Origin of the sequence: Ureibacillus sp. FSL K6-2830 (assembly GCF_038004145.1) — a bacterium.
Lineage (GTDB): Bacteria > Bacillota > Bacilli > Bacillales_A > Planococcaceae > Ureibacillus > Ureibacillus thermosphaericus.
Genome location: NZ_JBBOQR010000001.1, coordinates 534,610 through 558,805, shown reverse-complemented (window position 1 = coordinate 558,805; position 24,196 = coordinate 534,610). Strand labels below are relative to the sequence as shown.

Annotated in this window: 22 protein-coding genes; 19 read left to right on the top strand and 3 right to left on the bottom strand. The window is 36.9% G+C overall.

Going from position 1 to position 24,196, the window contains the following annotated elements:
- Positions 1-23 precede the first annotated feature (23 nt).
- From rseP to NSU17_RS02695, 15 genes are all read left to right on the top strand, one after another.
- Positions 24-1,289 carry an RIP metalloprotease RseP gene (gene rseP, locus NSU17_RS02765; protein ID WP_340704226.1) on the top strand — a complete coding sequence of 422 codons (1,266 nt, stop codon included), beginning with the start codon at positions 24-26 and terminating at the stop codon, positions 1,287-1,289.
- A 278-nt stretch (positions 1,290-1,567) separates the two neighbouring features.
- A complete protein-coding gene (locus tag NSU17_RS02760; RefSeq protein ID WP_340433268.1) occupies positions 1,568-3,268 on the top strand; it encodes a proline--tRNA ligase in 1,701 nt (566 codons plus the stop codon).
- Between the two features lie 170 nt (positions 3,269-3,438).
- Positions 3,439-7,755, top strand: coding sequence for a PolC-type DNA polymerase III (locus tag NSU17_RS02755; RefSeq protein ID WP_340704225.1), 4,317 nt, complete (start codon positions 3,439-3,441; stop codon positions 7,753-7,755).
- A gap of 290 nt (positions 7,756-8,045) precedes the next feature.
- Complete coding sequence (gene rimP / locus NSU17_RS02750; RefSeq protein ID WP_096550682.1) at positions 8,046-8,525, top strand: ribosome maturation factor RimP; 480 nt, start codon at positions 8,046-8,048, stop codon at positions 8,523-8,525.
- A gap of 19 nt (positions 8,526-8,544) precedes the next feature.
- Entirely contained in the window at positions 8,545-9,735 is a 1,191-nt protein-coding gene (gene nusA / locus NSU17_RS02745) for a transcription termination factor NusA (RefSeq protein ID WP_340436670.1), read from the top strand.
- A gap of 53 nt (positions 9,736-9,788) precedes the next feature.
- A complete protein-coding gene (gene rnpM / locus NSU17_RS02740) occupies positions 9,789-10,079 on the top strand; it encodes an RNase P modulator RnpM (protein ID WP_016836798.1) in 291 nt (96 codons plus the stop codon).
- Positions 10,069-10,377 carry a YlxQ family RNA-binding protein gene (locus NSU17_RS02735; RefSeq protein WP_340436672.1) on the top strand — a complete coding sequence of 103 codons (309 nt, stop codon included), beginning with the start codon at positions 10,069-10,071 and terminating at the stop codon, positions 10,375-10,377. Before rnpM ends, NSU17_RS02735 begins: the two co-directional genes overlap by 11 nt.
- 14 nt (positions 10,378-10,391) lie before the next feature.
- Complete coding sequence (gene infB, locus NSU17_RS02730) at positions 10,392-12,593, top strand: translation initiation factor IF-2 (RefSeq protein WP_340704224.1); 2,202 nt, start codon at positions 10,392-10,394, stop codon at positions 12,591-12,593.
- On the top strand, positions 12,590-12,868 hold the full coding sequence (locus tag NSU17_RS02725) for a DUF503 domain-containing protein (protein WP_096550685.1): 279 nt from the start codon (positions 12,590-12,592) through the stop codon (positions 12,866-12,868). The genes infB and NSU17_RS02725 overlap by 4 nt, the downstream gene beginning before the upstream one ends.
- Before the next feature lie 113 nt (positions 12,869-12,981).
- Complete coding sequence (gene rbfA / locus NSU17_RS02720) at positions 12,982-13,335, top strand: 30S ribosome-binding factor RbfA (protein WP_096550686.1); 354 nt, start codon at positions 12,982-12,984, stop codon at positions 13,333-13,335.
- A gap of 79 nt (positions 13,336-13,414) precedes the next feature.
- The gene (truB, locus tag NSU17_RS02715) at positions 13,415-14,323 is read left to right on the top strand and encodes a tRNA pseudouridine(55) synthase TruB (protein WP_096550687.1); all 909 of its coding nucleotides are present in this window, start codon (positions 13,415-13,417) and stop codon (positions 14,321-14,323) included.
- 12 nt (positions 14,324-14,335) lie between these two features.
- A complete protein-coding gene (locus tag NSU17_RS02710; protein ID WP_340704223.1) occupies positions 14,336-15,283 on the top strand; it encodes a bifunctional riboflavin kinase/FAD synthetase in 948 nt (315 codons plus the stop codon).
- Between the two features lie 128 nt (positions 15,284-15,411).
- Positions 15,412-15,681 (top strand): 30S ribosomal protein S15, encoded by a 270-nt coding sequence (gene rpsO / locus NSU17_RS02705; RefSeq protein WP_016836805.1) that lies wholly within the window; start codon positions 15,412-15,414, stop codon positions 15,679-15,681.
- A 181-nt stretch (positions 15,682-15,862) separates the two neighbouring features.
- A complete protein-coding gene (pnp, locus tag NSU17_RS02700; RefSeq protein WP_340704222.1) occupies positions 15,863-17,983 on the top strand; it encodes a polyribonucleotide nucleotidyltransferase in 2,121 nt (706 codons plus the stop codon).
- Between the two features lie 170 nt (positions 17,984-18,153).
- Positions 18,154-19,392 (top strand): M16 family metallopeptidase, encoded by a 1,239-nt coding sequence (locus NSU17_RS02695; RefSeq protein ID WP_340436680.1) that lies wholly within the window; start codon positions 18,154-18,156, stop codon positions 19,390-19,392.
- A gap of 45 nt (positions 19,393-19,437) precedes the next feature.
- Here NSU17_RS02695 and NSU17_RS02690 read toward each other — a convergent pair whose 3' ends face one another.
- Genes NSU17_RS02690 through NSU17_RS02680 form a run of 3 tightly spaced genes read right to left on the bottom strand, consistent with a single transcriptional unit; the run spans position 19,438 to position 21,283 of the window.
- Positions 19,438-20,061, bottom strand: a complete 624-nt coding sequence (locus tag NSU17_RS02690; protein WP_340704221.1) for an ABC-2 transporter permease — start codon at positions 20,059-20,061, stop codon at positions 19,438-19,440.
- Positions 20,058-20,906, bottom strand: a complete 849-nt coding sequence (locus tag NSU17_RS02685; RefSeq protein ID WP_340704220.1) for an ABC transporter ATP-binding protein — start codon at positions 20,904-20,906, stop codon at positions 20,058-20,060. The genes NSU17_RS02690 and NSU17_RS02685 overlap by 4 nt, the downstream gene beginning before the upstream one ends.
- Positions 20,903-21,283 carry a GntR family transcriptional regulator gene (locus NSU17_RS02680; protein WP_096550692.1) on the bottom strand — a complete coding sequence of 127 codons (381 nt, stop codon included), beginning with the start codon at positions 21,281-21,283 and terminating at the stop codon, positions 20,903-20,905. Before NSU17_RS02680 ends, NSU17_RS02685 begins: the two co-directional genes overlap by 4 nt.
- Positions 21,284-21,430: 147 nt before the next feature.
- Between NSU17_RS02680 and NSU17_RS02675 the strand changes: the two genes are divergently transcribed.
- The 4 genes from NSU17_RS02675 to NSU17_RS02660 all read left to right on the top strand — a co-directional run bounded on the left by NSU17_RS02675 (position 21,431) and on the right by NSU17_RS02660 (position 24,196).
- Positions 21,431-21,697 (top strand): YlmC/YmxH family sporulation protein, encoded by a 267-nt coding sequence (locus NSU17_RS02675; protein WP_340434389.1) that lies wholly within the window; start codon positions 21,431-21,433, stop codon positions 21,695-21,697.
- The gene (locus NSU17_RS02670; RefSeq protein WP_340704219.1) at positions 21,694-22,476 is read left to right on the top strand and encodes a dipicolinate synthase subunit A; all 783 of its coding nucleotides are present in this window, start codon (positions 21,694-21,696) and stop codon (positions 22,474-22,476) included. The genes NSU17_RS02675 and NSU17_RS02670 overlap by 4 nt, the downstream gene beginning before the upstream one ends.
- Complete coding sequence (locus tag NSU17_RS02665) at positions 22,470-23,066, top strand: dipicolinate synthase subunit B (protein ID WP_096550694.1); 597 nt, start codon at positions 22,470-22,472, stop codon at positions 23,064-23,066. The genes NSU17_RS02670 and NSU17_RS02665 overlap by 7 nt, the downstream gene beginning before the upstream one ends.
- Positions 23,067-23,158: 92 nt before the next feature.
- The gene (locus tag NSU17_RS02660) at positions 23,159-24,196 is read left to right on the top strand and encodes an aspartate-semialdehyde dehydrogenase (RefSeq protein WP_096550695.1); all 1,038 of its coding nucleotides are present in this window, start codon (positions 23,159-23,161) and stop codon (positions 24,194-24,196) included.

Here is a 24,196-nt window from a genome sequence, read left to right as displayed (position 1 = left end):
CTTGGCTCTAAAGGTGGTATTTTATGCAAACTATTTTAGCATTTATCCTCGTATTCGGATTAATCGTATTCTTTCATGAATTAGGACACTTTATTTTTGCAAAAAGAGCAGGTATTTTAGTGCGCGAATTTGCTATTGGTATGGGGCCAAAAATTTTTGGTATGACGAAGGGGGAAACAATATACACCATTCGACTATTACCTTTAGGCGGATATGTACGAATGGCCGGAGATGATTTTGATCGGATTGAACTTCAACCTGGCTACCGTGTTGGGCTCATATTGAATAATGAAGAAAAGGTCGAAAAGATTTATTTAAATCAAAATGTTCAAAATCCGAACGTATTATTTATGGAAGTGGAACGAGCGGATTTAACTAAAAAATTATGGATCGAAGGATACGATGAAGAAGAGCGTTTAGTTCGTTTTGATGTTTCTCGCAATGCAATAATTGTTGAAAATGGTGAAGAAACGTTAATTGCTCCTTATGACCGAACATTCGAAGCGAAATCGTTATGGAACCGAACTTTAACAATTTTTGCTGGTCCTTTATTTAACTTTCTTTTAGCCTTTGCAATCTTTTTACTTCTTGGTATTTTCCAAGGAGTACCAACAAATGAACCGATTGTTACGGAAGTAGTAGACAACAGTCCTGCAGCTGTAGCTGGTATGCAAGCCGGAGACTATGTGAAATCTATAAATGGAAAGCCTATTAATGAGTGGGCTGATTTAACAAGTTATGTTCAAAATAGTGCCGGCAAAGAGTTATCCGTCATTGTAGAGCGAAATGAAGAACTTGTCGAGTTAAATATTGTTCCAGATACAGTCAAGCTGGAAAATGGCGAAGAAGTTGGACAAATTGGCGTTATGTACAAAAGTCCATTTGTAAAAAATCCATTTAAAGCTGTTGTGTATGGCTTCCAACAAACTTGGGAATACACAATGTTAATTCTTCAGGCGTTAGTTCATTTAATCGCTGGACATTTCACTCTTGATGACTTGGCTGGACCAGTTGGTATTTATCAAGTAACTGGAGAAGTAGCAAAACATGGTTTCTTTACGCTGATGTACTGGACAGCAGTATTAAGCATTAATTTAGGAATCATGAATTTACTTCCACTTCCAGCTTTAGACGGCGGCCGATTAATGTTCTTTGGTATTGAAGCACTTAGAGGAAAACCTGTCGATCGTCAAAAGGAAGGTATGGTTCATTTTGTAGGAATCGTGTTATTAATGATTTTAATGATTGCTGTAACATGGAACGATATTCAGCGGTTGTTTTTCCAATAAATAATATGATACGACTTTAATGGAGGCTGGGACAAAAGATAAAAAACCCCATTTTCTCACGGGAGAAAATGGGGTTTTTTATTTTGAGGAAAATGATGCAATTGTGACAAAATGTTGTATGCAGACATTGGAATAAGTGCGTTTCTTATCATTTATTACAAAAATGACAGAAAGTCTTTGATTTTAGTCATTATTTATAAAAAAATGTATATACTCATTCTCTTCAAGGATATGCTATTCTATTAAGAAAGATAGAAAATTATAAAGGTGGAGCACTGATGAGACAAAGTTTAACGTTTATACCAACAATGCGGGAAGTGCCTCAAACTGCCAATACAAAATCTTGTCAAATGTTGCTGCGTGCTGGATATATTCGTCAACATGCAAATGGAACATATACGTATTTACCTTTAGCGAAACGGGTATTACATAAAATTGAGCAAATCGTACGGGAGGAACTTGAGGAACGTCAAGCCATTGAATTGGAATTGCCGTCGATTCAATCGATTGATTTATGGAAGCAGTCAGGTAGATTGCAGTTTTTCAACGAAGAATGGATTTATCTAAAAGATCGTAACCAACGTGAATTAGTCATGGGACCAAGCATTGAATTGATTACTTCTATTGTTCGGGATGAAATCAAAACGTATAAAAAATTACCTTTAACGCTATTTCAAATTCAAAGGAGGTTCTGTGACGAAAAGGAGTACCGCCATGATTTATTTCAAGCGCGGGAGTTTCTGATGAAAGATGCTTATTCATTTCACGATAATGAAGAAAGTTTAAATGGAAGCTTTGAACAGATGATTAGTACTTATGAACGAATTTTTTCTCGTCTTGGATTAAACGTGCATATTGTGAAAGCGGATTCAGGAGCATTTGGTGATCAATCGTTTGAATTTGTTATTCTAAACAATAATGGACAAGAAATGATCGCTTTTTCAAATCAATCACATTATGTAGCAAATGCACAAATTGCAGAAGTGGCCATTGAATATGAACAACCCAATGAGGAATTGAAACCGATAGAAAAAGTTGCAACACCAAATGTTCAAACGATTCACGAATTATGTGATTTTTTACAAGTTGAATCGACGAAATGCATCAAATCCCTAGTTTTAAATGTTGATGGCGAAATCATCGTCGCATTAGTTCGCGGAGACCACCAGTTGAATATGATAAAAATCATGAAATTATTAAATGCATCAAAAGTACAGTTTGCTAGTGGAGAGGAAATTGAAAAAACGCTCGGATGTTCTATTGGATCGATTGGTCCAATTAAACTTCCTCTTGATATAAAAGTGGTTGCTGACTATGGAATTAAGTCCATTGTAAACGGTGTGAGCGGGGCTAACGAAAACGGCTATCATTACATTAATGTGAATCCAAATCGAGATTTTGCTATCAATTTATATGGAGATATTCGGTATATTGAAGAAGGTGACCCTTCACCAGACGGAAAAGGCATTATTCGTTTAGAAAAGGGAATTGGAATTGGACGAGTAACTAAACTGAACACGCTTATCGCAGAGAAAATGAAAGCGTATGTTACAAATCAAGAAGGTAAAAAAATACCGATGCATTTAGCGAGTTACGAACTAGATTTGACTAGACTATTTGGCATATTAGCAGAACAATACCATGATGAAAAAGGATTTACTTGGCCAAAACATTTAGCTCCATACGATTTACATCTGATGGCAGTTAACGTAGCAGATGAAGCTCAACGAAATCTTGCAGATCAGCTTTACAATATCTTAACAACTTATCGCTATGATGTGTTATATGATGATCGGGATGATCGGGCAGGCATCAAATTTGCTGACAGCGATTTAATCGGTTTACCAATTCGCGTTACAATCGGTAATAAGGCGATGGAGGGAATCGTGGAAGTTAAAATTCGAAAAACAGGAGAGACTTTTGAATGCGCGAAGGAAGAGCTTATTGACCGATTAAATGAATTTTATCGAACTCAATAATTTCAAACAATCCGTTGAAAAATAGTGTATACTTAATAGTTGGATAGAAAATAGAATTCGCTCGTTCTATAGATGAGGCGTTTATTCGCCTTATCTACAGAGATATGCGAATTCTTTTCATTTTTTACTTTCCTTTTGAGGGCTACTTAATATAGAAGGTGGTGAGTTGATTGACAAACTTAGATGCAAGAGAGCGCTTTAATACGCTCCTTTCACAAATTAACTTAACAGATGATATTTACATGTCCTTTTTTGAACAAGGTGAACTCACTCGCTTAACAGTTCATAAGAAAAAACGGATTTGGAATTTCTCAGTAAAGCTTCAAAATATCTTGCCCTATCAAATCTATCAATTATTTTCTTCTCGATTAAAAGAAGAATTTCATCATATTGCCCAAACAACGTTAACAATTGAAGCAATCAATCCACAAATAACGGAAGAACTGATTACAGACTACTGGTTGTCTGTTGTAGAACGCATTGATGCATCTCCACCAGTAAAAAAACGACTCACTTGTCAGATGCCAACTTGGGCAGGAAACAAATTAGTTCTTACATGTATATCAGAAATGGAACAATTGACATTAAAATCAAAATATGGCGCAATCATTTCAGAATCTTATGCTTGCTTTGGATTTCCACTGTTTCCTGTCGATTTCAAATTAGTTGAAGCATCAGAAGAGGAAAAGGCCGAGCAAGAAAGATTATTGGAACAGCGAATGCTAGAAGAAGCTGAACTGGCAAGACAAGCCATTGAAGACTTCCAAAAACGGGAAAAAGAGAAGAAGGAAACGCCGCAAGTTGAAAGGGGTCCTGTGCAACTCGGATCTATAATTAATGACACAGAAATTGTTGATATCAAATCGATTGTTGAAGAAGAGCGCCGCATCGTGATTGAAGGCTACATTTTCGATGTGGAAGTGAAAGAATTAAAAAGCGGACGTTCATTGTTGGAAATAAAATTGACGGACTACACAGATTCCATTCTTGTGAAAATGTTTTCTCGCAACAATGATGATGCTGAAACCATGTCCCGTATTAAAAAAGGGATGTGGGTTAAAGTTAGAGGATCCGTTCAAAACGATACGTTCGTTCGTGATTTAGTGGTAATGGCGAATGATATCAATGAAATTCATAAAGAGACAAGAAAAGATACAGCACCTGATGGCGAAAAACGAGTTGAATTGCATCTACATACACCGATGAGTCAAATGGACGCTGTCACGCCAGTTGACCGAATTGTAGGACAAGCTGCAAAGTGGGGGCATCCAGCAGTAGCGATTACAGATCACGCTGTCGTCCAAGCATATCCGGAAGCTTACGCTGCGGGGAAAAAGCACGGTATTAAAATCATTTACGGTTTGGAAGCAAATTTGGTGGATGATGGTGTACCGATTGCTTACGAAGAACAGCATATTCTCTTAGATGATGCGACGTTCGTCGTGTTTGACGTGGAAACAACCGGGTTATCTACTGCTTACGATACGATTATTGAATTAGCAGCAGTTAAAATTAGGGAAGGCAAAGTCATTGATAAATTCGAACGATTTGCTAATCCACATAGACCGTTATCGGAAAAAATCATTGAATTGACTCATATTACCGATGATATGTTGAAAGAGGCACCAGAAGTTGACGATGTGATACGAGAGTTTCACGAATTTATTGGTGATGCAATTGTTGTTGCTCACAACGCTTCCTTTGATATGGGTTTCCTTTATGCAGCATATGAAAAAGCGGGAATTGAAGGAGTTAAACACCCGGTAATTGATACGTTAGAGTTATCAAGATTAATTAATCCAACTCTTAAAAATCACCGTTTAAACACGCTTTGTAAAAAATACGGTATTGAATTGACGCAACATCACCGAGCTATTTATGATACTGAAGCGACGGGTTATTTATTATTGCATCTATTAAAAGAGGCAAGAGAAAAAGGTATAAAATACCATGATGATTTTAATAAATTCATGGGTGGAGAAGAAGCATATAAACAATCTAGACCGTATCATTGCACAATTTTAGTAGTTAATAATAACGGTTTGAAAAATTTATTCAAATTAGTGTCCATTTCTCATACGCAAACATTTTATCGAGTGCCGCGCATTCGACGCTCAGATTTAATGAAACATCGGGAAGGATTAATCATTGGTTCTGGCTGTAGCAACGGCGAATTATTTGAAACAATGATGAATAAATCCCCTGAAGAAGCAGAAGAAGTAGCGGAATTTTATGATTATATTGAAGTGCATCCAAAATCAGTTTATTCTCAACTGCTTGACAGTGGCACGATTCATGATGAGTGGCATTTAGAGGATATCATTCGTAAATTAGTGAAACTTGGCAAGAAAATGGATAAACCGGTTGTTGCAACTGGTAACGTTCACTATTTAGACGAACATGATGCCATCTACCGTAAAATTTTAGTATCTTCTCAAGGTGGAGCGAATCCTTTAAATCGTTATCCTCTTCCAAAAGTGCATTTCCGCACAACAAATGAAATGCTTGAAGAATTTGCATTTCTAGGTCCAGAAACTGCAAAGGAAATCGTTGTCACAAACTCTCAAAAAATTGCAGACATGATTGGCGATGTGAAGCCGATTAAAGATAAACTTTATACACCTATAATTGAAGGTTCAGATGAAGAAATTACACGAATGACGTATGAAATGGCTCATAAAATCTACGGTGAAAATCTTCCGGAAATCGTAGAGAAACGTCTTGAAAAAGAGTTGAACTCTATTTTAGGCCATGGTTTCGGGGTTGTTTATTTAATTTCTGCAAAACTCGTGAAGAAGTCTTTAGAAGATGGTTATTTAGTAGGTTCGCGTGGTTCTGTTGGATCTTCCCTAGTTGCAACAATGATGGAAATAACGGAAGTGAATCCGTTGCCACCTCATTATGTATGTCCGAACTGTTACTATTCTGAATTCTTTACAGATGGCTCCGTCGGTTCAGGATTTGATTTACCAAATAAAGATTGTCCAAAATGCGGAACACCTTTAAATAAAGACGGACAAGATATCCCGTTTGAAACGTTCCTTGGATTTAATGGAGATAAAGTTCCTGATATCGACTTGAACTTCTCAGGGGAATACCAGCCTCGCGCCCATAACTATACGAAAGTATTGTTCGGGGAAGATAAAGTATATCGTGCAGGAACAATCGGCACCGTTGCTGAAAAAACAGCGTACGGATTTGTAAAAGGTTATGCAAATGATAATAATATAAATTTCCGAGCAGCGGAAATCGATCGTTTAGTACAAGGTTGTACGGGTGTTAAACGAACGACTGGACAACATCCAGGGGGAATTCTCGTTGTTCCTGATTATATGGATATTTACGATTTTACACCTGTGCAATATCCTGCAGATGCCCAAGATGCTGAATGGCGTACAACGCACTTTGATTTCCATTCGATTCACGATAACATTTTAAAACTTGATATACTTGGGCACGATGATCCGACAATGATTCGCATGTTGCAAGATTTAACAGGCATCGATCCTAAAACAATTCCACCCGATGATCCAGAAGTGATGGCGATCTTTACTGGAACAGAATCTTTAGGGGTAACTCCTGAGCAAATTTTTTGTAAGACAGGAACTCTTGGCATACCAGAATTCGGAACAAAATTTGTTCGTCAAATGTTGGAAGATACAAAGCCAAAAACGTTCTCAGAGTTATTAAAAATCTCTGGGCTTTCCCACGGTACTGATGTTTGGTTAGGAAATGCCAGCGAATTGATAGCAAATAACGTATGTTCTTTCTCAGAAGTTATCGGGTGTCGTGACGATATCATGGTATATTTAATATACAAAGGTCTAGAACCTTCTCTTGCTTTCAAAACGATGGAATCCGTTCGTAAAGGAAAAGGGTTGACAGAAGATATGGAGAAAGCGATGAGAGAAAACGGTGTGCCAGACTGGTATATTGAATCATGTAAAAAGATCAAATACATGTTCCCGAAAGCTCACGCTGCCGCTTATGTATTAATGGCTGTGCGGGTGGCATACTTTAAAGTACATTTTCCTCTAGCATATTATTGTGCCTATTTTTCAGTTCGTGCTGAAGATTTTGATTTACCAGCGATGATTAAAGGGGCAAGAGCCATTCGTACAAGAGTGGAAGAAATCAATGCAAAAGGATTAGATGCAACGAAAAAAGAAAAGGACTTGTTAACGGTTCTTGAAATTGCTCTTGAAATGTGCGAAAGAGGAATGAGCTTTAAAAATGTCGATTTATACAAATCAAAGGCAACAGAATTTGTAATCGAAGGAAATTCCCTTATCCCCCCGTTCAATGCAATTCCAGGATTAGGGGAAAGCGTTGCGAAACAAATTGTAGCAGCAAGAGAAGAACGACAATTTTTATCAAAAGAAGATTTACAAACTCGCGGTCGTGTATCAAAATCATTGATTGAATACATGGAACAATTAGGTGTATTAGAAGGCCTTCCAGATGAAGACCAATTATCACTATTCTAATTTTCGAAAAGATGTCGAGTTAAGCCGTGCATTGCAAATTTGTCAATACGGTGGAATCGTTTTGTAAATTTGCATTTATTAAGAAATTGTGCTATTGTAATATCAATAATTTGTTGATAGTTTTTGCAGCAAAAGAGTGGGTTTTCCCGCTCTTTTCTATTGTTTACATTGTGTCTTGAGTTCTGCTCTCCACCAAGGGGGCGATTGAAAAAGTACACGGAATGCGAATTTCACCAATATTGGTGGAATTTCTGTTTTTAGTCAACGAAACAAGACGTTGGGAGGATATTATGAGCAAAATTACTACAATAGTAGAACAGCTGGTGACACCGATTTTACAGGATTTAAATCTTGAATTAGTGGATATTGAGTTTGTAAAAGAGGGACGCGCTTGGTTCCTCCGTGTATACATCGATACTCCTCAAGGTGGAATTGATATCGACCAATGTGCACTTGTTAGCGAGCGATTAAGTGCCGTGTTGGATGAAAAGGATCCGATTGAACAAAACTACTATCTAGAAGTTTCTTCTCCTGGTGCGGAACGCCCATTGAAGAAAGAATCGGATTTTGAGAAAGCTGTTGGAAAATACGTTTACATCAAAACGTATGAACCAATAGAAGGAATGAAAGAGTTCTATGGATACTTAAAATCCAACGATGAAGAGAACCTGGAAATTGAAATACGTATAAAAACACGGAATGTTGTAATAAAAATTGCAAAAGAAAAGATTGCAAAAGCTAGGCTAGCAATCGATTTTTCATCAAATTAATTAGGAGTGAAATAAAACAATGAGCAGTGAATTACTAGATGCTTTAATTGCTCTAGAAGAGCAGAAAGGCATTTCAAGGGAAATATTAGTGGAAGCGATCGAAGCCGCATTAGTGACTGCATATAAGCGCAATTTTAATCAAGCACAAAATGTACGTGTTGATTTTAATCAAGAAACAGGTGAAATAAAAGTCTTCTCAAGAAAAGAAGTTGTGGAGGAAGTGGAAGATCCACGATTAGAAATTTCGCTAGAAGAAGCTAGAAAAATTAATAGCGTTTATGAACCAGGAGATATTGTTGAACAAGAAGTGACACCTCGCAACTTTGGTCGAATTGCTGCACAAACTGCAAAACAAGTTGTTACTCAACGCGTACGTGAAGCAGAAAGAAGCATTATATATGAAGAATTTGTTGATCGCACTGATGATATCGTGAATGGAATTATTGAACGAAGAGACGCTCGCAATATTTATATTAATCTTGGAAAAGTAGAAGCTGCATTACCATTAAATGAACAAATTCAAGGTGAAGAATATAAGCCTCAACAACGCATTCGAGTGTACATTACAAAAGTCGAAAAAACGACTCGCGGACCACAAATTATCGTTTCCCGTACACATCCAGGTTTACTACGTAGACTATTTGAAATGGAAGTACCAGAAATTTATGATGGTATTGTAGAAATTAAATCAATCGCTCGCGAAGCAGGAGATCGTTCAAAAATCTCCGTTTATACTCACGATCCAGAAGTGGATGCAGTAGGTGCTTGTGTTGGTACGAAAGGAGCCCGTGTACAAGCAATCGTCAATGAGTTAAATGGCGAAAAAATTGACATTGTTGAATGGTCGGAAGATCCTGTTGTATTTGTTGCAAATGCTCTTAGCCCTTCAAAAGTGTTAGATGTCATTGTGAATGAAGAAGAAAAATCAACGACAGTCATCGTTCCAGATTATCAACTATCATTAGCAATTGGTAAACGGGGACAAAACGCGAGACTTGCAGCAAAATTAACAGGTTGGAAAATTGATATAAAAAGCGAATCTGATGCTCGTGAATTAGGCATTTATCCTAATGAGAACAGTCCAATCATCGACATTCAAAATGATAAAGAGTCTTCCTTCGACGATTTTGAATATGACTTATATCAAGATATCAACGATGATGAACATCAAGAAGTTACAATCGATGAAGAACAAGATGATGAAAAATAAATGACATCGAACAAGGAATGCGTATGATGAGCTTATAGGGAAGGTGATATTACGTGCCAACGAAAAGAAAAGTTCCATTACGCCGCTGTGTTGTAACAGGTGAGAGTTTCCCAAAAAAAGAGTTGCTTCGTGTTGTTCGCTCTAAAGATGGAGAAGTATCGGTAGATCCGACTGGAAAAAAGTCAGGCCGCGGTGCATATGTTTCTAAGTCGGAAGAGGTAGTTGAAAAAGCTCGTAACAAAAAGATTTTAGAACGCCATCTAGAAGTAAAAATACCAGATGAAATTTATGATGAATTAATTAGATTAATTCGCAGGGAGTCGCTATTTAAAAATGAATCATGAAAAGATATTTCAAATGCTGGGCTTGGCGACTCGAGCTCGAAAAATCATTACTGGTGAAGAATTAGTTGTCAAAGAAATTCAAAAAGGCAATGCGAAGTTAGTCATTCTTGCTTCGGATGCAGCCAACAATTCAAGAAAAAAAATTCAAGATAAATGTACGTTTTATAACGTTGAGTATCATATATTTGGTAATCGCTATGAACTAGGACATGCGATTGGGAAAGAAGCCCGGGTGGTTATTGCAATCACCGATCAAGGTTTCGCCAAAAAATTGTCTAGTCTACTCAACGAAAATTAATCGGGGGTGAGCAGATGACCAAAATCAGAGTTCATGAATATGCCAAAAAAGTTAATAGACCTAGTAAAGAAATCATTGAAGAATTGAAAAAATTAAATATAAATGTAACTAATCATATGTCTACGCTTAACGGAGAAGAGGTTGCTAAATTGGACGCAGTCTTTAACAAAAATACGAATGAAGCACCAGTTAAGCAAAAAAATGCAGAACAACAAAAGTCAAAGCCAGTGCAAAACAAAGAAGTGAAAAGACATGAGCAACAGCTAAAGAAAACCGATAATAATGATAATGGGTCAGACGTTGCTTTTGAAAAAATTAAAAGAAACAAATCTACAAAAGATCAAAATGTTCATCAACAACAAACAAAAAATAAAGGCGATCAACGTAAAAAGCCTGGTATTCATGGTGGTAAACGCCGTCAGGCAAAACAACAACCTCAACAGCAAGTTCAAAAGGAACTTCCTAAAAAAATTACTTTCTATGAATCGCTAACGGTAGCAGAACTTGCGAAGAAATTAAATCGCGAACCTTCTGAAATCATTAAAAAGCTCTTCATGCTAGGTGTAATGGCTACAATTAACCAAGATTTAGACAAAGATGCGATAGAATTAATTTGTGCGGACTATGGCGTAGAAGTGGAAGAAGAAGTTCGCATCGATAAAACGGACTTAGAAATTTACTTTGAACAAGCGGATGCAGAAGAGGATTTAGAAGAACGTCCACCTGTTGTAACAATTATGGGCCACGTTGACCATGGGAAAACGACAACTTTAGACTCCATCCGCAATTCGAGAGTAACAGAAGGAGAAGCTGGCGGTATTACGCAGCATATCGGTGCATATCAAGTGGATATTAACGGAAAGAAAATTACTTTCCTTGATACACCAGGGCACGAAGCCTTCACAACAATGCGTGCTAGAGGTGCACAGATTACCGATATTGTTGTTATCGTTGTTGCTGCTGATGACGGTGTAATGCCACAAACTGTGGAAGCCATTAACCACGCGAAAGCAGCTAACGTACCAATCATTGTTGCTGTAAACAAAATGGATAAACCAACAGCAAATCCTGATCGCGTTATGCAAGAATTAACTGAATATGGTCTTATTCCGGAAGACTGGGGTGGCGATACAATCTTCGTACCAATCTCAGCGTTAAAAGGTGAAGGAATTGACCAACTATTAGAAATGATTCTACTAGTTGCAGAAGTTTCTGAATTAAAGGCGAATCCAAACCGCAGAGCAATCGGTACAGTTATCGAAGCACAATTAGATAAAGGGCGCGGTTCTGTAGCGACATTATTAGTGCAAAATGGTACGTTGCGCGTTGGAGATCCAATCGTTGTAGGAAATACGTTCGGTCGTGTTCGTGCTATGGTCAATGACTTAGGACGTCGAGTTAAAGAAGCGTTGCCAGCAACACCTGTCGAAATTACTGGTTTACACGAAGTACCTCAAGCAGGTGACAGATTCGTAGTCGTTGAAGATGAAAAAACGGCTCGCGAAATTGGTGAAGCTCGTGCACAAATGGCAATACAAGCAAGTCGTGCACAAAAATCACGAGTTACGTTAGATAACTTGTTTGAACAAATGTCCCAAGGGGATATGAAAGAATTGAATTTAATCATCAAAGCAGACGTACAAGGTTCAGTAGAAGCTCTATCTTCCTCATTTATGAAAATTGATGTGGAAGGTGTAAATGTAAAAATTATCCACACAGGTGTAGGGGCAATTACTGAATCCGATATTAGTCTTGCAGCGGCTTCCAATGCCATTGTAATAGGATTTAACGTTCGTCCAGACGTCAATGCAAAACGTGCAGCGGAACAAGAAGGCGTAGAAATTCGCCTACACCGCGTCATTTATAAAGCAATTGAAGAAATTGAAGCTGCAATGAAAGGAATGCTTGATCCGGAATATGAAGAGAAAATTATCGGGCAAGCGGAAGTACGTCAAACAATTAAAATTTCCAAAGTGGGTACAATTGCAGGTTCATATGTGACAGATGGTAAAGTAACTCGCGATGCAGGCGTACGCGTCATCCGTGATGGAATCGTTATTTATGAGGGAGAACTTGAGTCGCTAAAACGCTTTAAAGATGACGTAAAAGAAGTCGTTAAAGGCTTTGAGTGCGGTATGCAAATTAAAAACTTTAACGACATTAAAGAAGGCGACGTCATCGAAGCCTTCATTATGGAAGAAATTGTGCGGAAATGATTGTCTATCTTGTAGCAGAATTTATGATTCCGGATGCCCATTCTTTAAAGGAAAAGCGTGCAGTTCTCCAACGGATGATTACACGTACAAAACAAAAATTTAATGTATCAGTTGCAGAAATCGATCATCAAAACGTGTGGCAGCGAACAAAGATAGCTGTTGTAACAGTTGCTTCATCAAGTGCTGCAGCTGACCGTGAAATCGATCATGTACTTCACTTTTTACAATCAAATCCATTATGGGAATTGCTAGAATTTTCTCGGGAATATTTATAAAAACAAGAGGATAATTTTCCGGTTTCCCATTAAACTAACAATAACACTATGAAGTAAAGTAGATAAAAGCCAGTTCGTTTCGCTTTTATTCTGCTTTTAAAAGAGGTGACAACATGTCTCTACGTGCAAATCGTGTTGCTGAACAAATGAAGAAAGAATTAGGCGACATCATTGGCCGAAAATTAAAAGATCCTCGCGTAGGATTTGTTACGGTAACGGCTGTCGAACTGACAGGCGACCTTCAACAAGCTACGATTTATATCACCACATTAGGCGATGAAGAAGAAAAGAATGAAACGTTAAAAGCCTTGGAAAAGGCGAAAGGTTTCATTCGCACAGAAATCGGCCAACGTATTCGTCTTAGAAGAACACCTGAACTTTTATTTAAGTTTGATTCATCGATCGAATACGGCAACAAAATCGAACAATTATTACGCTCTATTAAAGAAGATCATGATGAGGCGTAATTCTAAATAGTTTAAAAAAGCCTGCGACTGCATCATAATGCAGGTAGGCTTTTTTTATTGAAATTTTAGGGGGGATAGAGTGAACGGGATTTTACCACTATGGAAAGAACGAGGTTTAACGAGTCACGATTGTGTATTTCAACTGAGAAAAATTTTAAAATACAAAAAAATAGGACATACAGGAACGCTCGATCCAGCGGTTGAAGGAGTTTTACCGATTTGCATTGGACAAGCAACTAGAATTGCCGAGTATATAACGGATATGGGTAAAACTTATGAAGCCACTGTAGCTATTGGTCGCTCAACAACAACTGAAGATGCTGAAGGAGAAACGGTAGAAGAAGATCTATCTTATAAAGTTATTACCCGTGAGCAATTGCAAAAAGTGCTTTCACAACTTACTGGTGAAATTGAACAAATTCCCCCAATGTATTCAGCGGTAAAAGTAAATGGAATAAAACTTTATGAATATGCACGAAAAGGAATTGAAGTAGATCGACCTTCAAGAAAAGTAACGATTCATGAATTGCAACTGCTTGATGATCAAGCCATTTTTGAAGGCGAGGAAATTACTTTTCATATAAGAATCAAGTGCAGCAAAGGCACATATATACGAACTCTTGCTGTACAAATAGGACAATTATTAGGCTATCCTAGTCATATGGCTTCTCTTGTTAGAACTGCCTCAGGGAATTTTACGAAAGCGGATTGTTATACTCTTCGTGATATTGAAAAGGCTGTGGAGGAAGGAACATTTGAACAACTGCTGCTTCCCATTGAAGATGCGTTAACTTATCCATTTATCGAGGTCGATGAATCAAACGAAAAGAAAATTTGTAATGGACAAATTTTAAAAGTCCATTCATTATTAAAACAGGAAGAAAAAATCGTTTTTAGTCGAAATGGGAAGGCGATTGCAGTATATAAAAAACATCCAACGAAACCTGGACTCATGAAACCAGATAAGATGTTTCCAAATAATTTCTAGGAGGCCAATCGAATGAAGGTTATTCATTTAAAATATCCATATCAATTAAATAAAGTTGATCCTTCCACTTCCTATTCCCTAGCAGTTGGCTTTTTTGATGGAGTACATAGAGGACACCAAGCTGTTATCAGTGCAGCAATGGAAAAAGCAGAGGAATTGAATATTAAAAGTGCTGTTATGACTTTTGATCCCCATCCTTCTATTGTATTAGGTAAAAGCAATGAAAAAATTTTTTATATTACACCTCTTCCACAAAAATTAGAAATATTAGAAGAAATGGGCGTAGATACAACATTTGTCGTACAATTCACATCTGATTTTGCTAGGCTTTCACCAGAGGATTTCATTCAATATTTTATTCGAGATTTGAATGTTAAACATGTAACTGCCGGCTTTGATTTTTCTTTTGGAGCATTTGGGAAGGGAAATATGGATTTAATGAAGGAACTGTCCCTTGGTAATTTTGGTGTAACAGTAGTGGAAAAACAGGTGGACGATGGGGAAAAAATTTCATCAACTCGCATTCGAAAATGTTTACAAGATGGAGATATGGAAACCGTCCATCATTTATTAGGACGCCCCTTCCAAGTTCCTGGAATTGTTGTTCAAGGAGATAAAAGAGGACGTACCATCGGATTTCCAACAGCCAATATTCAATCAATGGAAGGCTGTTTTATTCCAAAAAATGGCGTTTATGCAGTGAGGGTGTTCGTGCAAAATCGATTATATGATGGTGTTTGCAATGTCGGCTTTAAACCAACATTTAAAAACCCGGATGAAAAACAATTAACAATTGAGGTGCACATATTAGATTTTGAAAAAAATATTTACGGTGAAGAAGTAAAAGTCCTTTGGTATAAACGTTTACGTGACGAACAAAAATTTGACGGCATTGAATCATTAAAAGCTCAAATCTCTCGAGATAAGGAACAAACAATTGAGTATTTCGCCGATAAATAAGTTGCTTATCCATTTGAACTATGATATTATTTCCTAGTGTACTAATCGTACATTCCTTAGCTCGGCTTACCGATTCTCCAACGGTTGACTGTGCTATAGGAGTAAATAAATATTAGGAGGAACTAAACATGGCAATTTCAAAAGAACGTAAAAACGAAATCATTAAAGAATTCCAAACTCATGAAGGAGATACTGGTTCTCCAGAAGTACAAATCGCTATTTTAACAGAAGAAATTAACGTATTAAACGATCACTTAGCTGTTCATAAGAAAGACTTCCACTCTCAACGCGGTCTTCTTAAAAAAGTAGGTCGTCGTCGTCATTTATTAAAATATTTACGTGAAAAAGACGTTCAACGTTACCGTACATTAATCGAAAAATTAGGCTTACGTCGTTAATTCAAAGCGGGATTTTCCCGCTTTTTATTTATTCAAAAAACAATTAACTGGGTAACAATAAAAGTAAAATTACCATATTTTAATTGAAAATGTTTAGCATAGAATATTCTTTTTTGATACACTTACTAATGGTATATAAATACTCCTGACGAGTGTTCTCAAAGAGAAAGGGGATTAATGAATGACCGAAAAAAAAGTCTATCGATATGATTGGGCTGGACGCCCATTAGTAATTGAAGTTGGCCAATTAGCAAAACAAGCTAATGGGGCTGTGCTTGTTCGCTACGGCGATTCGGCAGTACTTTCCACTGCAACGATGTCTAAAGAGGCAAAAGCATTAGATTTCTTCCCTCTTACTGTAAACTACGAAGAACGTTTATATGCAGCAGGAAAAATACCTGGAGGGTTCATCAAGCGAGAAGGCCGTCCATCTGAACATGCAATTTTGGTTTCGCGCTTAATTGACCGTCCGATTCGTCCGATGTTCCCAGAAGGATTCCGTAACGAAGTACAAGTCGTTTCAATTGTCATGTCTTCAGACCCGGATTGTCCAACAGATGTGGCTGCAATGCTTGGTTCATCGTTAGCTCTTTCCATCTCAGATATTCCATTTAACGGACCAATCGCGGGTGTGCATGTAGGTTATGTAGATGGAAAATTTGTTATTAATCCAGATATAGAACAATCAGAGAAAAGTACAATCCACTTATCTGTAGCAGGCAATAAAGACGCTATCAACATGGTTGAAGCAGGTGCTTTAGAAGTTCCGGAAGAAATCATGCTTGAAGCCATTATGTTTGGGCATGAAGAAATTAAAAAATTAATTGAATTCCAGGAACAAATAGTTGCAGAAGTCGGCAAAGAAAAAATTGAAGTAGCATTGTTTGAAATTGATGAAGAAATTGAAAATGCAGTTAGAGCAATGTGCGAGCAAGATATGATGGCTGCCATTCAAACTGTGGAAAAATTAGCTCGGGAAGAAGCAATTGCAGCTGTTAAAGAGCGAGTAATTACTTATTATGAAGAACAAGAAGCTGAAGAAGAAACGTTGAAACAAGTAAACACTGTTTTAGATAAAATGGTGAAAGAGGAAGTTCGACGTTTAATTACAGAGGAAAAAGTACGCCCAGACGGACGAAAAGTAGATGAAATTCGCCCGCTATCATCTGAAGTCGGCTTATTGCAACGCGCCCATGGTTCAGGTCTTTTCACTCGAGGTCAAACACAAGCCCTTTCCATCTGTACTTTAGGTCCATTAGGAGACGTGCAAATCATTGATGGATTAGGTTTAGAAGAATCAAAACGTTTCATGCATCATTACAACTTCCCTCCATTCTCAGTAGGGGAAACAGGTCCTATGCGCGGTCCTGGTCGACGTGAAATCGGACACGGTGCATTAGGTGAACGTGCATTGCTTGCAGTCATTCCGGATGAAAAAGAGTTCCCATATGCGATTCGTTGTGTATCAGAAGTATTAGAGTCCAACGGTTCAACTTCTCAAGCGTCAATTTGTGCTAGTACACTCGCTATGATGGATGCAGGTGTTCCAATCAAAGCGCCTGTTGCAGGAATTGCGATGGGATTAGTGAAAAAAGGCGAACACTATACAATTTTAACAGATATTCAAGGAATGGAAGACCATCTTGGAGATATGGACTTTAAAGTAGCTGGAACAGAAAAAGGTGTTACAGCGCTTCAAATGGATATTAAAATTGACGGATTATCACGTGAAATTTTAGAAGAAGCGTTAATGCAAGCAAGAGAAGGTCGTTTGAAAATCTTAGAACATATGAAACAAACGATTGCAAAACCGCGTGAACAACTTTCAAAATATGCTCCAAAAATTATTTCCATTAAAATTAACCCTGAAAAAATTCGTGATGTTATTGGGTCAGGGGGAAAAACAATCAACAAAATTATCGATGAAACAGGTGTAAAAATCGATACTGAACAAGACGGTACAATTTATATTTCTTCTGTGAATGAAGAAATGAACTTACGCGCGAAAGAAATTATCGAAGAAATTGTTCGCGAAGCAAAAGTGGGAGAATACTATTTAGCAACTGTAAAACGCATTGAAAAATTCGGTGCATTCTGTGAAATTTTCCCTGGCAAAGATGGATTACTCCACATTTCTGAAATTCAAGAAGAACGTACAAATAAAGTAGAAGATGTACTCAAAATTGGCGATAAAGTACTGGTGAAAGTAATCGATATTGACGATCAAGGTCGCATTAATTTATCGCGAAAAGTAGTCATTAAAGAAGATAAAGAGCGAGCAAAACAAAATTTAAAACAATAATATGTTGAGAGGTTGTAGAAAAGGAGAACAACCTCTTTTTATTTGTTTGAAATGAAAGTACATAGGACATCAAAAAACTTTTATTCCTATAAAATATTTTGTAAAGTAAGAAGTAGTTTCGATTATAAAGATCGAACAGATAGGAAATGTCAGTAGAAAGAGGTTGTAAATTGGTTAACGTTTATACTTGTCAAAATGGCGTAAGGATTGTATATGAACATATTCCATACGTGCGTTCAATTTCTGTAGGAATATGGGTTGGAGCAGGATCTAGATTTGAACTGCCAGAAGAAAACGGAATTACCCATTTTATTGAACATATGCTCTTTAAAGGAACAAATACTCGAACTGCTAGACAAATTGCAGAAGAGTTTGATCGCATTGGCGGAGAGCTAAATGCATTTACATCAAAGGAAAATACTTGCTACTATGCAAAGGTGTTGGAGCATCATGGAAAGTTGGCAATCAGTATATTAGCTGATATGTTTTTCCATTCAGTGTTTGAAAAAAATGAATTGGAGAAAGAACGGCAAGTTGTATTAGAGGAAATCTTAATGAGCGAAGATGCTCCTGATGATGATGTACACGAACGTTTATGGAGAGTGATGTATCCAAACGATCCATTGGGCCTTCCTATTTTAGGAACGAATGAAACCCTTCAAAAATTTGATCGTGATTTTATTTTGAACTATATGGATAAACATTATTTTCCAAAGAATGTTGTTATTTCTTTGGCAGGGAATATATCAAAAGATTTGCTTTTACATATTGAATCGTTGTTCGGGAACTTCGAACCATCTGAAAAAGCTGTCCCACTAAACTTATCAAATCCAACATTTCATTCAGGACGTTTCGTAAAGGAACGGGATGTAGAACAGTCCCATTTGGCGATGAGTTATCCCGCCATCAGTGTAAAAGATCCAAATTACTATAGCTTTATCACTTTAAATAATATTATAGGTGGCAATATGTCTTCCCGCCTCTTCCAAGAAGTAAGGGAAGAAAAGGGATTAGCTTACACAATTTTCTCCTATCCATCCTGTTATATGGATGTCGGTGCATTAACCATTTACGGAAGTACGAACAATCAACAATTGCCTTTACTACATGAGACAATTATTAAATCCATTGAAAAAATAAAAAAAGATGGCGTGACGCTACAAGAGCTTTATAACGGAAAAGAACAGTTAAAAGCAAGTTTTCTACTGAATATGGAGAGCATGACGAATCGCATGAGCCGTAACGGGAAAAACGAATTGATTTTTGGTCGTCATTTGACGGTGGATGAAATCCTTCAAAAAATTGATGCGATTTCTTTGGATTCTATTCAGGAGCTGATCGATAAGATTTTCTCCGTTAAACCAGCAGTGGCAATTATTGGTCAGGGTATAAAAGATTCATCAAAATAATGAATTGATAAAAACGAGCAAGGTAAGGTTCCCTTGCTCATTTTTTTAGTATTCTTTTTTCTCAAAAAACTTAACGGAGAGTTGATAGGATAAATAAAACATGACAACCGCAATGATCAAAGCAATGTATCCAAATAAAAGAAGAAATTCAAGTAATTGATGAAAGAATGAACCATTTGAAATGACATTTATTACAATGACAGGTATAAAAATTAGAGCCAAAATGAAAATGCGAGCTTTTTGGGCACCATATTTAATGGTCACTGGTATCACGAATGACAACATCATGAGGACTCCTGATATGAAGATGGATAAAATTGAAATAAAATTAACCATTGTAAATGTTTTAGTAATCGTATTTGTTAATAAAAAAATTGGAAAAACAATGACAACCATACAAAGTATTAAGAACAGACTTAAAATATACTTACTTTTTACGATATCGGACTTTTCGATTGGCAGCGTATTGACAAATCGAATCCAATGACTTGTTTCGTCGTAGGTTAGGGTAAAATTGATTTGCGTAATGGTTAAAACCGTAAGAAAAATTAGTAAAATTCCCGTATCTCCCAAAAAGAAAGAAGCGATGACAAAAAGTATTATGAACGTTAACAAAGTATTTTTTTGGTTAAGTATGACGTACAAATCTTTTAAAATCAATGCTTTCATACATAAGCCCCTTTCACGAAAAATAACATGATGTCTTCTATGGACGGTTTATCGAGATGAAATGCATTATTCACTTCTTTTCGATTCACTAAAATTTCTATTCCGAATGCATTTTTTCTCATACGCACTTTTGCATGTTCAGGCAATTCCTTGGATTGCTCCACCGTTCCTTTCCATATTCCGTAGTCATACAACAGTTCATCTTTATTTTTGCTAAAGACGATTTCTCCTTCATGAATAAACGTAATATAGTCAGCAATCTTTTCTAAGTCAGATGTAATGTGGGTGGAGAATAAAATGCTGTTGTCCTCGTCCTGCATAAATTCCATAAAAAGATCGAGAATTTCATCTCGCACAATCGGATCTAATCCGCTCGTCGGTTCATCTAAAATTAATAATTTTGGATGATGGGCAAGAGCCATGGCAATGGACAGTTTCATCCGCATTCCACGGGAAAGCTGTTTAATTGGCTTTTTAATAGGTATTTTGAAGCGCTTTAATAGTTCAACGTAGTAAGCTTCATCCCAATTAGCAAAAATTTTTTCTAATATGTGATTGATTTGAGTTGCATTTAATGTTTCAGGTACATATAAATCATCAAATACGACACCGATTTGCTCTTTGATGGCTGTATCGTGTTCAACATAATCCAATCCAAGTAATTTAACTTCTCCTCTATCCTTTTGAAGCAAGTTTAAAAGACATTTAATGGTCGTTGTTTTTCCGGCACCATTTTCTCCAACAAAGCCCATAATTGTACCGGTTGGTAACTGGAAAGAAACATCGACTAATTGGAATTGAGGAAATTTTTTTCTTAAATTTACAACTTCAATTGCATACGTCATTCCAATTCCTCCTCTACTAACAATGAAAGTAAATCCAATAATTCTTTTCCATGAATTCCTGCAAGCTTCGCGATTTGAACGGCTTTATTTAAGTGGTCTTCCACTTGCCGAAGCAATTCTTCTCGCAAAAACTCCTGATTTCGTTCCGCAACAAAACTTCCCTTCCCAGCAAAAGTAACGATAAATCCATCCCGTTCTAAATCGGAATACGCCCTCTTTGTCGTCATAACGCTAATTTTTAATTCTCTCGCTAGATTGCGAATGGAAGGCAATGGATCACCAGGTGTTAATTTTCCTGTAATAATTGCTTGTTTAATTTGTTCTGTAATTTGTTCATAAATTGGTTTATCGCTTGCATTACTAAGTTTAATATCCACGGAGTCACCACCATTCTGATTTACAACTGTATATATACAGTATATACAGTTGTAACGGATTGTCAACAATAAAACTTTTAAACTTGATGGGCACCTAACGGATTTTTCATGCATATAGTACTAATAAGCTCATGGAGGAGGGAAATGATGCTATTATCAGAGCTTGCTGAAAAGGAATTAATCGAAATGGAAAATGGAGTTCGTTACGGCTATCTATCTGAGACGGAATGCATCTTTGATCCTAAAACAGGAAAAATTTTAGGGTTTGAATTAATAGAACCTTCCCGTTTACCGTTCCAGAAAAAAAAATCAACGACGGCAATATTTATTCCTTGGGAAGAAATACATCTCATAGGGGAAGACCGTATTTTATTTCGAAAAACAACGAGTACAAGAAGGCATTATGACCGATGACGAACGAAAAATGGCTTGTAATTGGAACGGATGAGCGATTGAAAATTCTTGCAAAAAAGTTATCAAATCCAGAGAGGACTATTTACTACAAAAGCAAAACAAATTGGGATCATGAACTAAACCATCTTTCGTTATCTATACAACCGGACTATGTCGTATTACCAATCCAGCCACTAAAAGTGGAAGTACCTGCTGTTTTAGGTATAACGAATGCGACTATTTTTAGTGGGAAGACAAATGAAGAATGGAAAGAAATCTTAAAGGAAAATCAAATTTACTATTATTTAGAGGATGAAGAGTTTATTTGGCAAAATGCTCTTCTTACGGCAGAAGCTTTTGTAGCAACTTTCTATAATACGAAACATGCGATTTCTGGAAAAAGATTTATTATTACTGGATTTGGTCGTGTAGCAAAAACGCTTGGACATTTATTGAGAAGTATTGGGGCTGATGTGGTTATTGCTGTAAGGTCGAATGTTCAATTGAATGAAGCGAAAGCTTTCCGTTTCGAATCTGTATTTTTAGCTGATGTGGGAGAAATAGAAGCGGATTATTTTATTAATACAATTCCTGCTAGATGGCTAGATGCAAGTGTGAAAGAAAAAATTAACATGCCGATTTATGATTTAGCTTCCTACCCAGGTTGCTTAAAAGATGATGTAGAACGTGATCATTATGAATTATTACCAGCATTACCTGGGAAATATTTCCCGCATGATGCGGCGAAAATTTTGTATAATTCGATTGTTGGCCAATTAAGGAGGAGAAAATCTTGCTGAAAGGTAAAAGAATTGGGCTTGGCATTACCGCATCCCATTGCACATATGAGGATGTCGTACCAAAAATAAAAAATCTTCGCGATGCAGGTGCGACAGTCATTCCGATTGCAACCCATTCGGTATTAACAGCAGTCACTCGCTTCGGAACAGGAGAGGAATGGGTGAAAAAAATAGAGGAATTATCTGGAAATAAAGTTGTTTCTACAATCGTCGAAGCTGAACCTTTCGGGCCTAAAAATCCGCTTGATTGCATGGTCATTGCACCGATGACAGGCAACTCCATCAGCAAATTTGCCAATGCGGCGACTGACAGCCCAGTGCTAATGGCTGCAAAAGCAACTTTAAGAAACGGAAATCCTGTAGTATTAGGAATTTCTACAAATGATGCGCTAGGTTTAAATGGTGTCAACATTATGAAACTATTAAACTCAAAAAACATTTACTTTATTCCTTTCGGCCAAGATGATCCATTTAATAAACCAACTTCATTAATTGCAGATTTCACAAAAATGGTAGATACGGTTGTGCATGCAATTTACTACAAAAAGCAGCTTCAACCGTTATTTATTCAGTACCATAAAGAAAATTAATTTTTATCACACAATTCAGTAAAATTATGATAAAATTTTCATCATTATATAAGGATTATATGGTTTAAATGTATTAGGAGGAGATTTATAGAATGTCGAAGCTATTAACAGTAGCGATTGTAGGTGCAACAGGTGCAGTCGGTACAAAAATGAAAGAACAATTACTAAAAAGAAATTTTCCAATTAAAGAAATAAAGTTTTTAGCCTCTGCCAAATCTGCAGGAAAAGAAATAGAATTTGGAGGAAAAATGTACAAAATTGAGGAAGCTACTCCTGAAGCTTTCGAAGGGGTAGATGTGGCACTATTTTCTGCAGGAGGGTCTGTTTCCGCAAAACTTGCTCCTGAGGCGGTAAAACGTGGAGCGGTTGTAATTGATAATACAAGTCATTTCCGTATGGATCCGGATGTGCCTTTAGTGGTGCCCGAAGTCAATCGCGAAGACTTAAAGAAACATAACGGAATCATCGCTAATCCAAACTGTTCAACAATTCAAATGGTTGTAGCATTGCAACCTATTCGACAAAAATTAGGTTTAAAGAGAATTATCGTTTCCACTTATCAAGCAGTTTCTGGATCAGGGATGTCTGCCATCGAAGAGCTTCGCGAACAGAGCAAGCATTGGGATGACAGAAAAGATGTAGAAGCGAAGGTATTACCAGTAAAATCTGAAACTAAACATTATCCAATTGCATATAATGTTCTCCCTCAAATCGATGTGTTCACAGAAAATGGATTTACTAAAGAAGAAATGAAAATGATTAACGAAACAAAAAAGATTATGCATTTACCAGATTTACATGTGGCAGCCACATGTGTACGTGTACCGGTTGTGAACGGTCACTCTGAATCTGTGTATATCGAAGTTGAAAAAGAGGCAAGTGTACAAGATATCTATAATATTTTAAAAGACGCACCTGGCGTTGTGTTGCAAGACGATTTAAATAATCAAGTTTATCCAATGCCTCTTTATACTGAAGGGGAAGACCCAGTGTATGTAGGAAGAATTCGAAAAGATTTATATCATCCAAACGGTTTCCACCTATGGGTTGTCGCAGATAACCTGTTGAAAGGAGCTGCCTTAAACTCAATCCAAATCGCTGAAGCAATGCTAGAGGATAACTTACTATAA

What these genes read in the sequence shown, in the direction of transcription:
- rseP (WP_340704226.1), top strand. Translation starts at nt 24, where the DNA reads ATGCAAACTATTTTAGCATTTATCCTCGTATTCGGATTAATCGTATTC.
- NSU17_RS02760 (WP_340433268.1), top strand. Translation starts at nt 1,568, where the DNA reads ATGAGACAAAGTTTAACGTTTATACCAACAATGCGGGAAGTGCCTCAA.
- rimP (WP_096550682.1), top strand. Translation starts at nt 8,046, where the DNA reads ATGAGCAAAATTACTACAATAGTAGAACAGCTGGTGACACCGATTTTA.
- nusA (WP_340436670.1), top strand. Translation starts at nt 8,545, where the DNA reads ATGAGCAGTGAATTACTAGATGCTTTAATTGCTCTAGAAGAGCAGAAA.
- NSU17_RS02735 (WP_340436672.1), top strand. Translation starts at nt 10,069, where the DNA reads ATGAATCATGAAAAGATATTTCAAATGCTGGGCTTGGCGACTCGAGCT.
- infB (WP_340704224.1), top strand. Translation starts at nt 10,392, where the DNA reads ATGACCAAAATCAGAGTTCATGAATATGCCAAAAAAGTTAATAGACCT.
- NSU17_RS02725 (WP_096550685.1), top strand. Translation starts at nt 12,590, where the DNA reads ATGATTGTCTATCTTGTAGCAGAATTTATGATTCCGGATGCCCATTCT.
- rbfA (WP_096550686.1), top strand. Translation starts at nt 12,982, where the DNA reads ATGTCTCTACGTGCAAATCGTGTTGCTGAACAAATGAAGAAAGAATTA.
- NSU17_RS02710 (WP_340704223.1), top strand. Translation starts at nt 14,336, where the DNA reads ATGAAGGTTATTCATTTAAAATATCCATATCAATTAAATAAAGTTGAT.
- rpsO (WP_016836805.1), top strand. Translation starts at nt 15,412, where the DNA reads ATGGCAATTTCAAAAGAACGTAAAAACGAAATCATTAAAGAATTCCAA.
- pnp (WP_340704222.1), top strand. Translation starts at nt 15,863, where the DNA reads ATGACCGAAAAAAAAGTCTATCGATATGATTGGGCTGGACGCCCATTA.
- NSU17_RS02690 (WP_340704221.1), bottom strand. Translation starts at nt 20,061, where the DNA reads ATGAAAGCATTGATTTTAAAAGATTTGTACGTCATACTTAACCAAAAA.
- NSU17_RS02685 (WP_340704220.1), bottom strand. Translation starts at nt 20,906, where the DNA reads ATGACGTATGCAATTGAAGTTGTAAATTTAAGAAAAAAATTTCCTCAA.
- NSU17_RS02675 (WP_340434389.1), top strand. Translation starts at nt 21,431, where the DNA reads ATGCTATTATCAGAGCTTGCTGAAAAGGAATTAATCGAAATGGAAAAT.
- NSU17_RS02670 (WP_340704219.1), top strand. Translation starts at nt 21,694, where the DNA reads ATGACGAACGAAAAATGGCTTGTAATTGGAACGGATGAGCGATTGAAA.
- NSU17_RS02660 (WP_096550695.1), top strand. Translation starts at nt 23,159, where the DNA reads ATGTCGAAGCTATTAACAGTAGCGATTGTAGGTGCAACAGGTGCAGTC.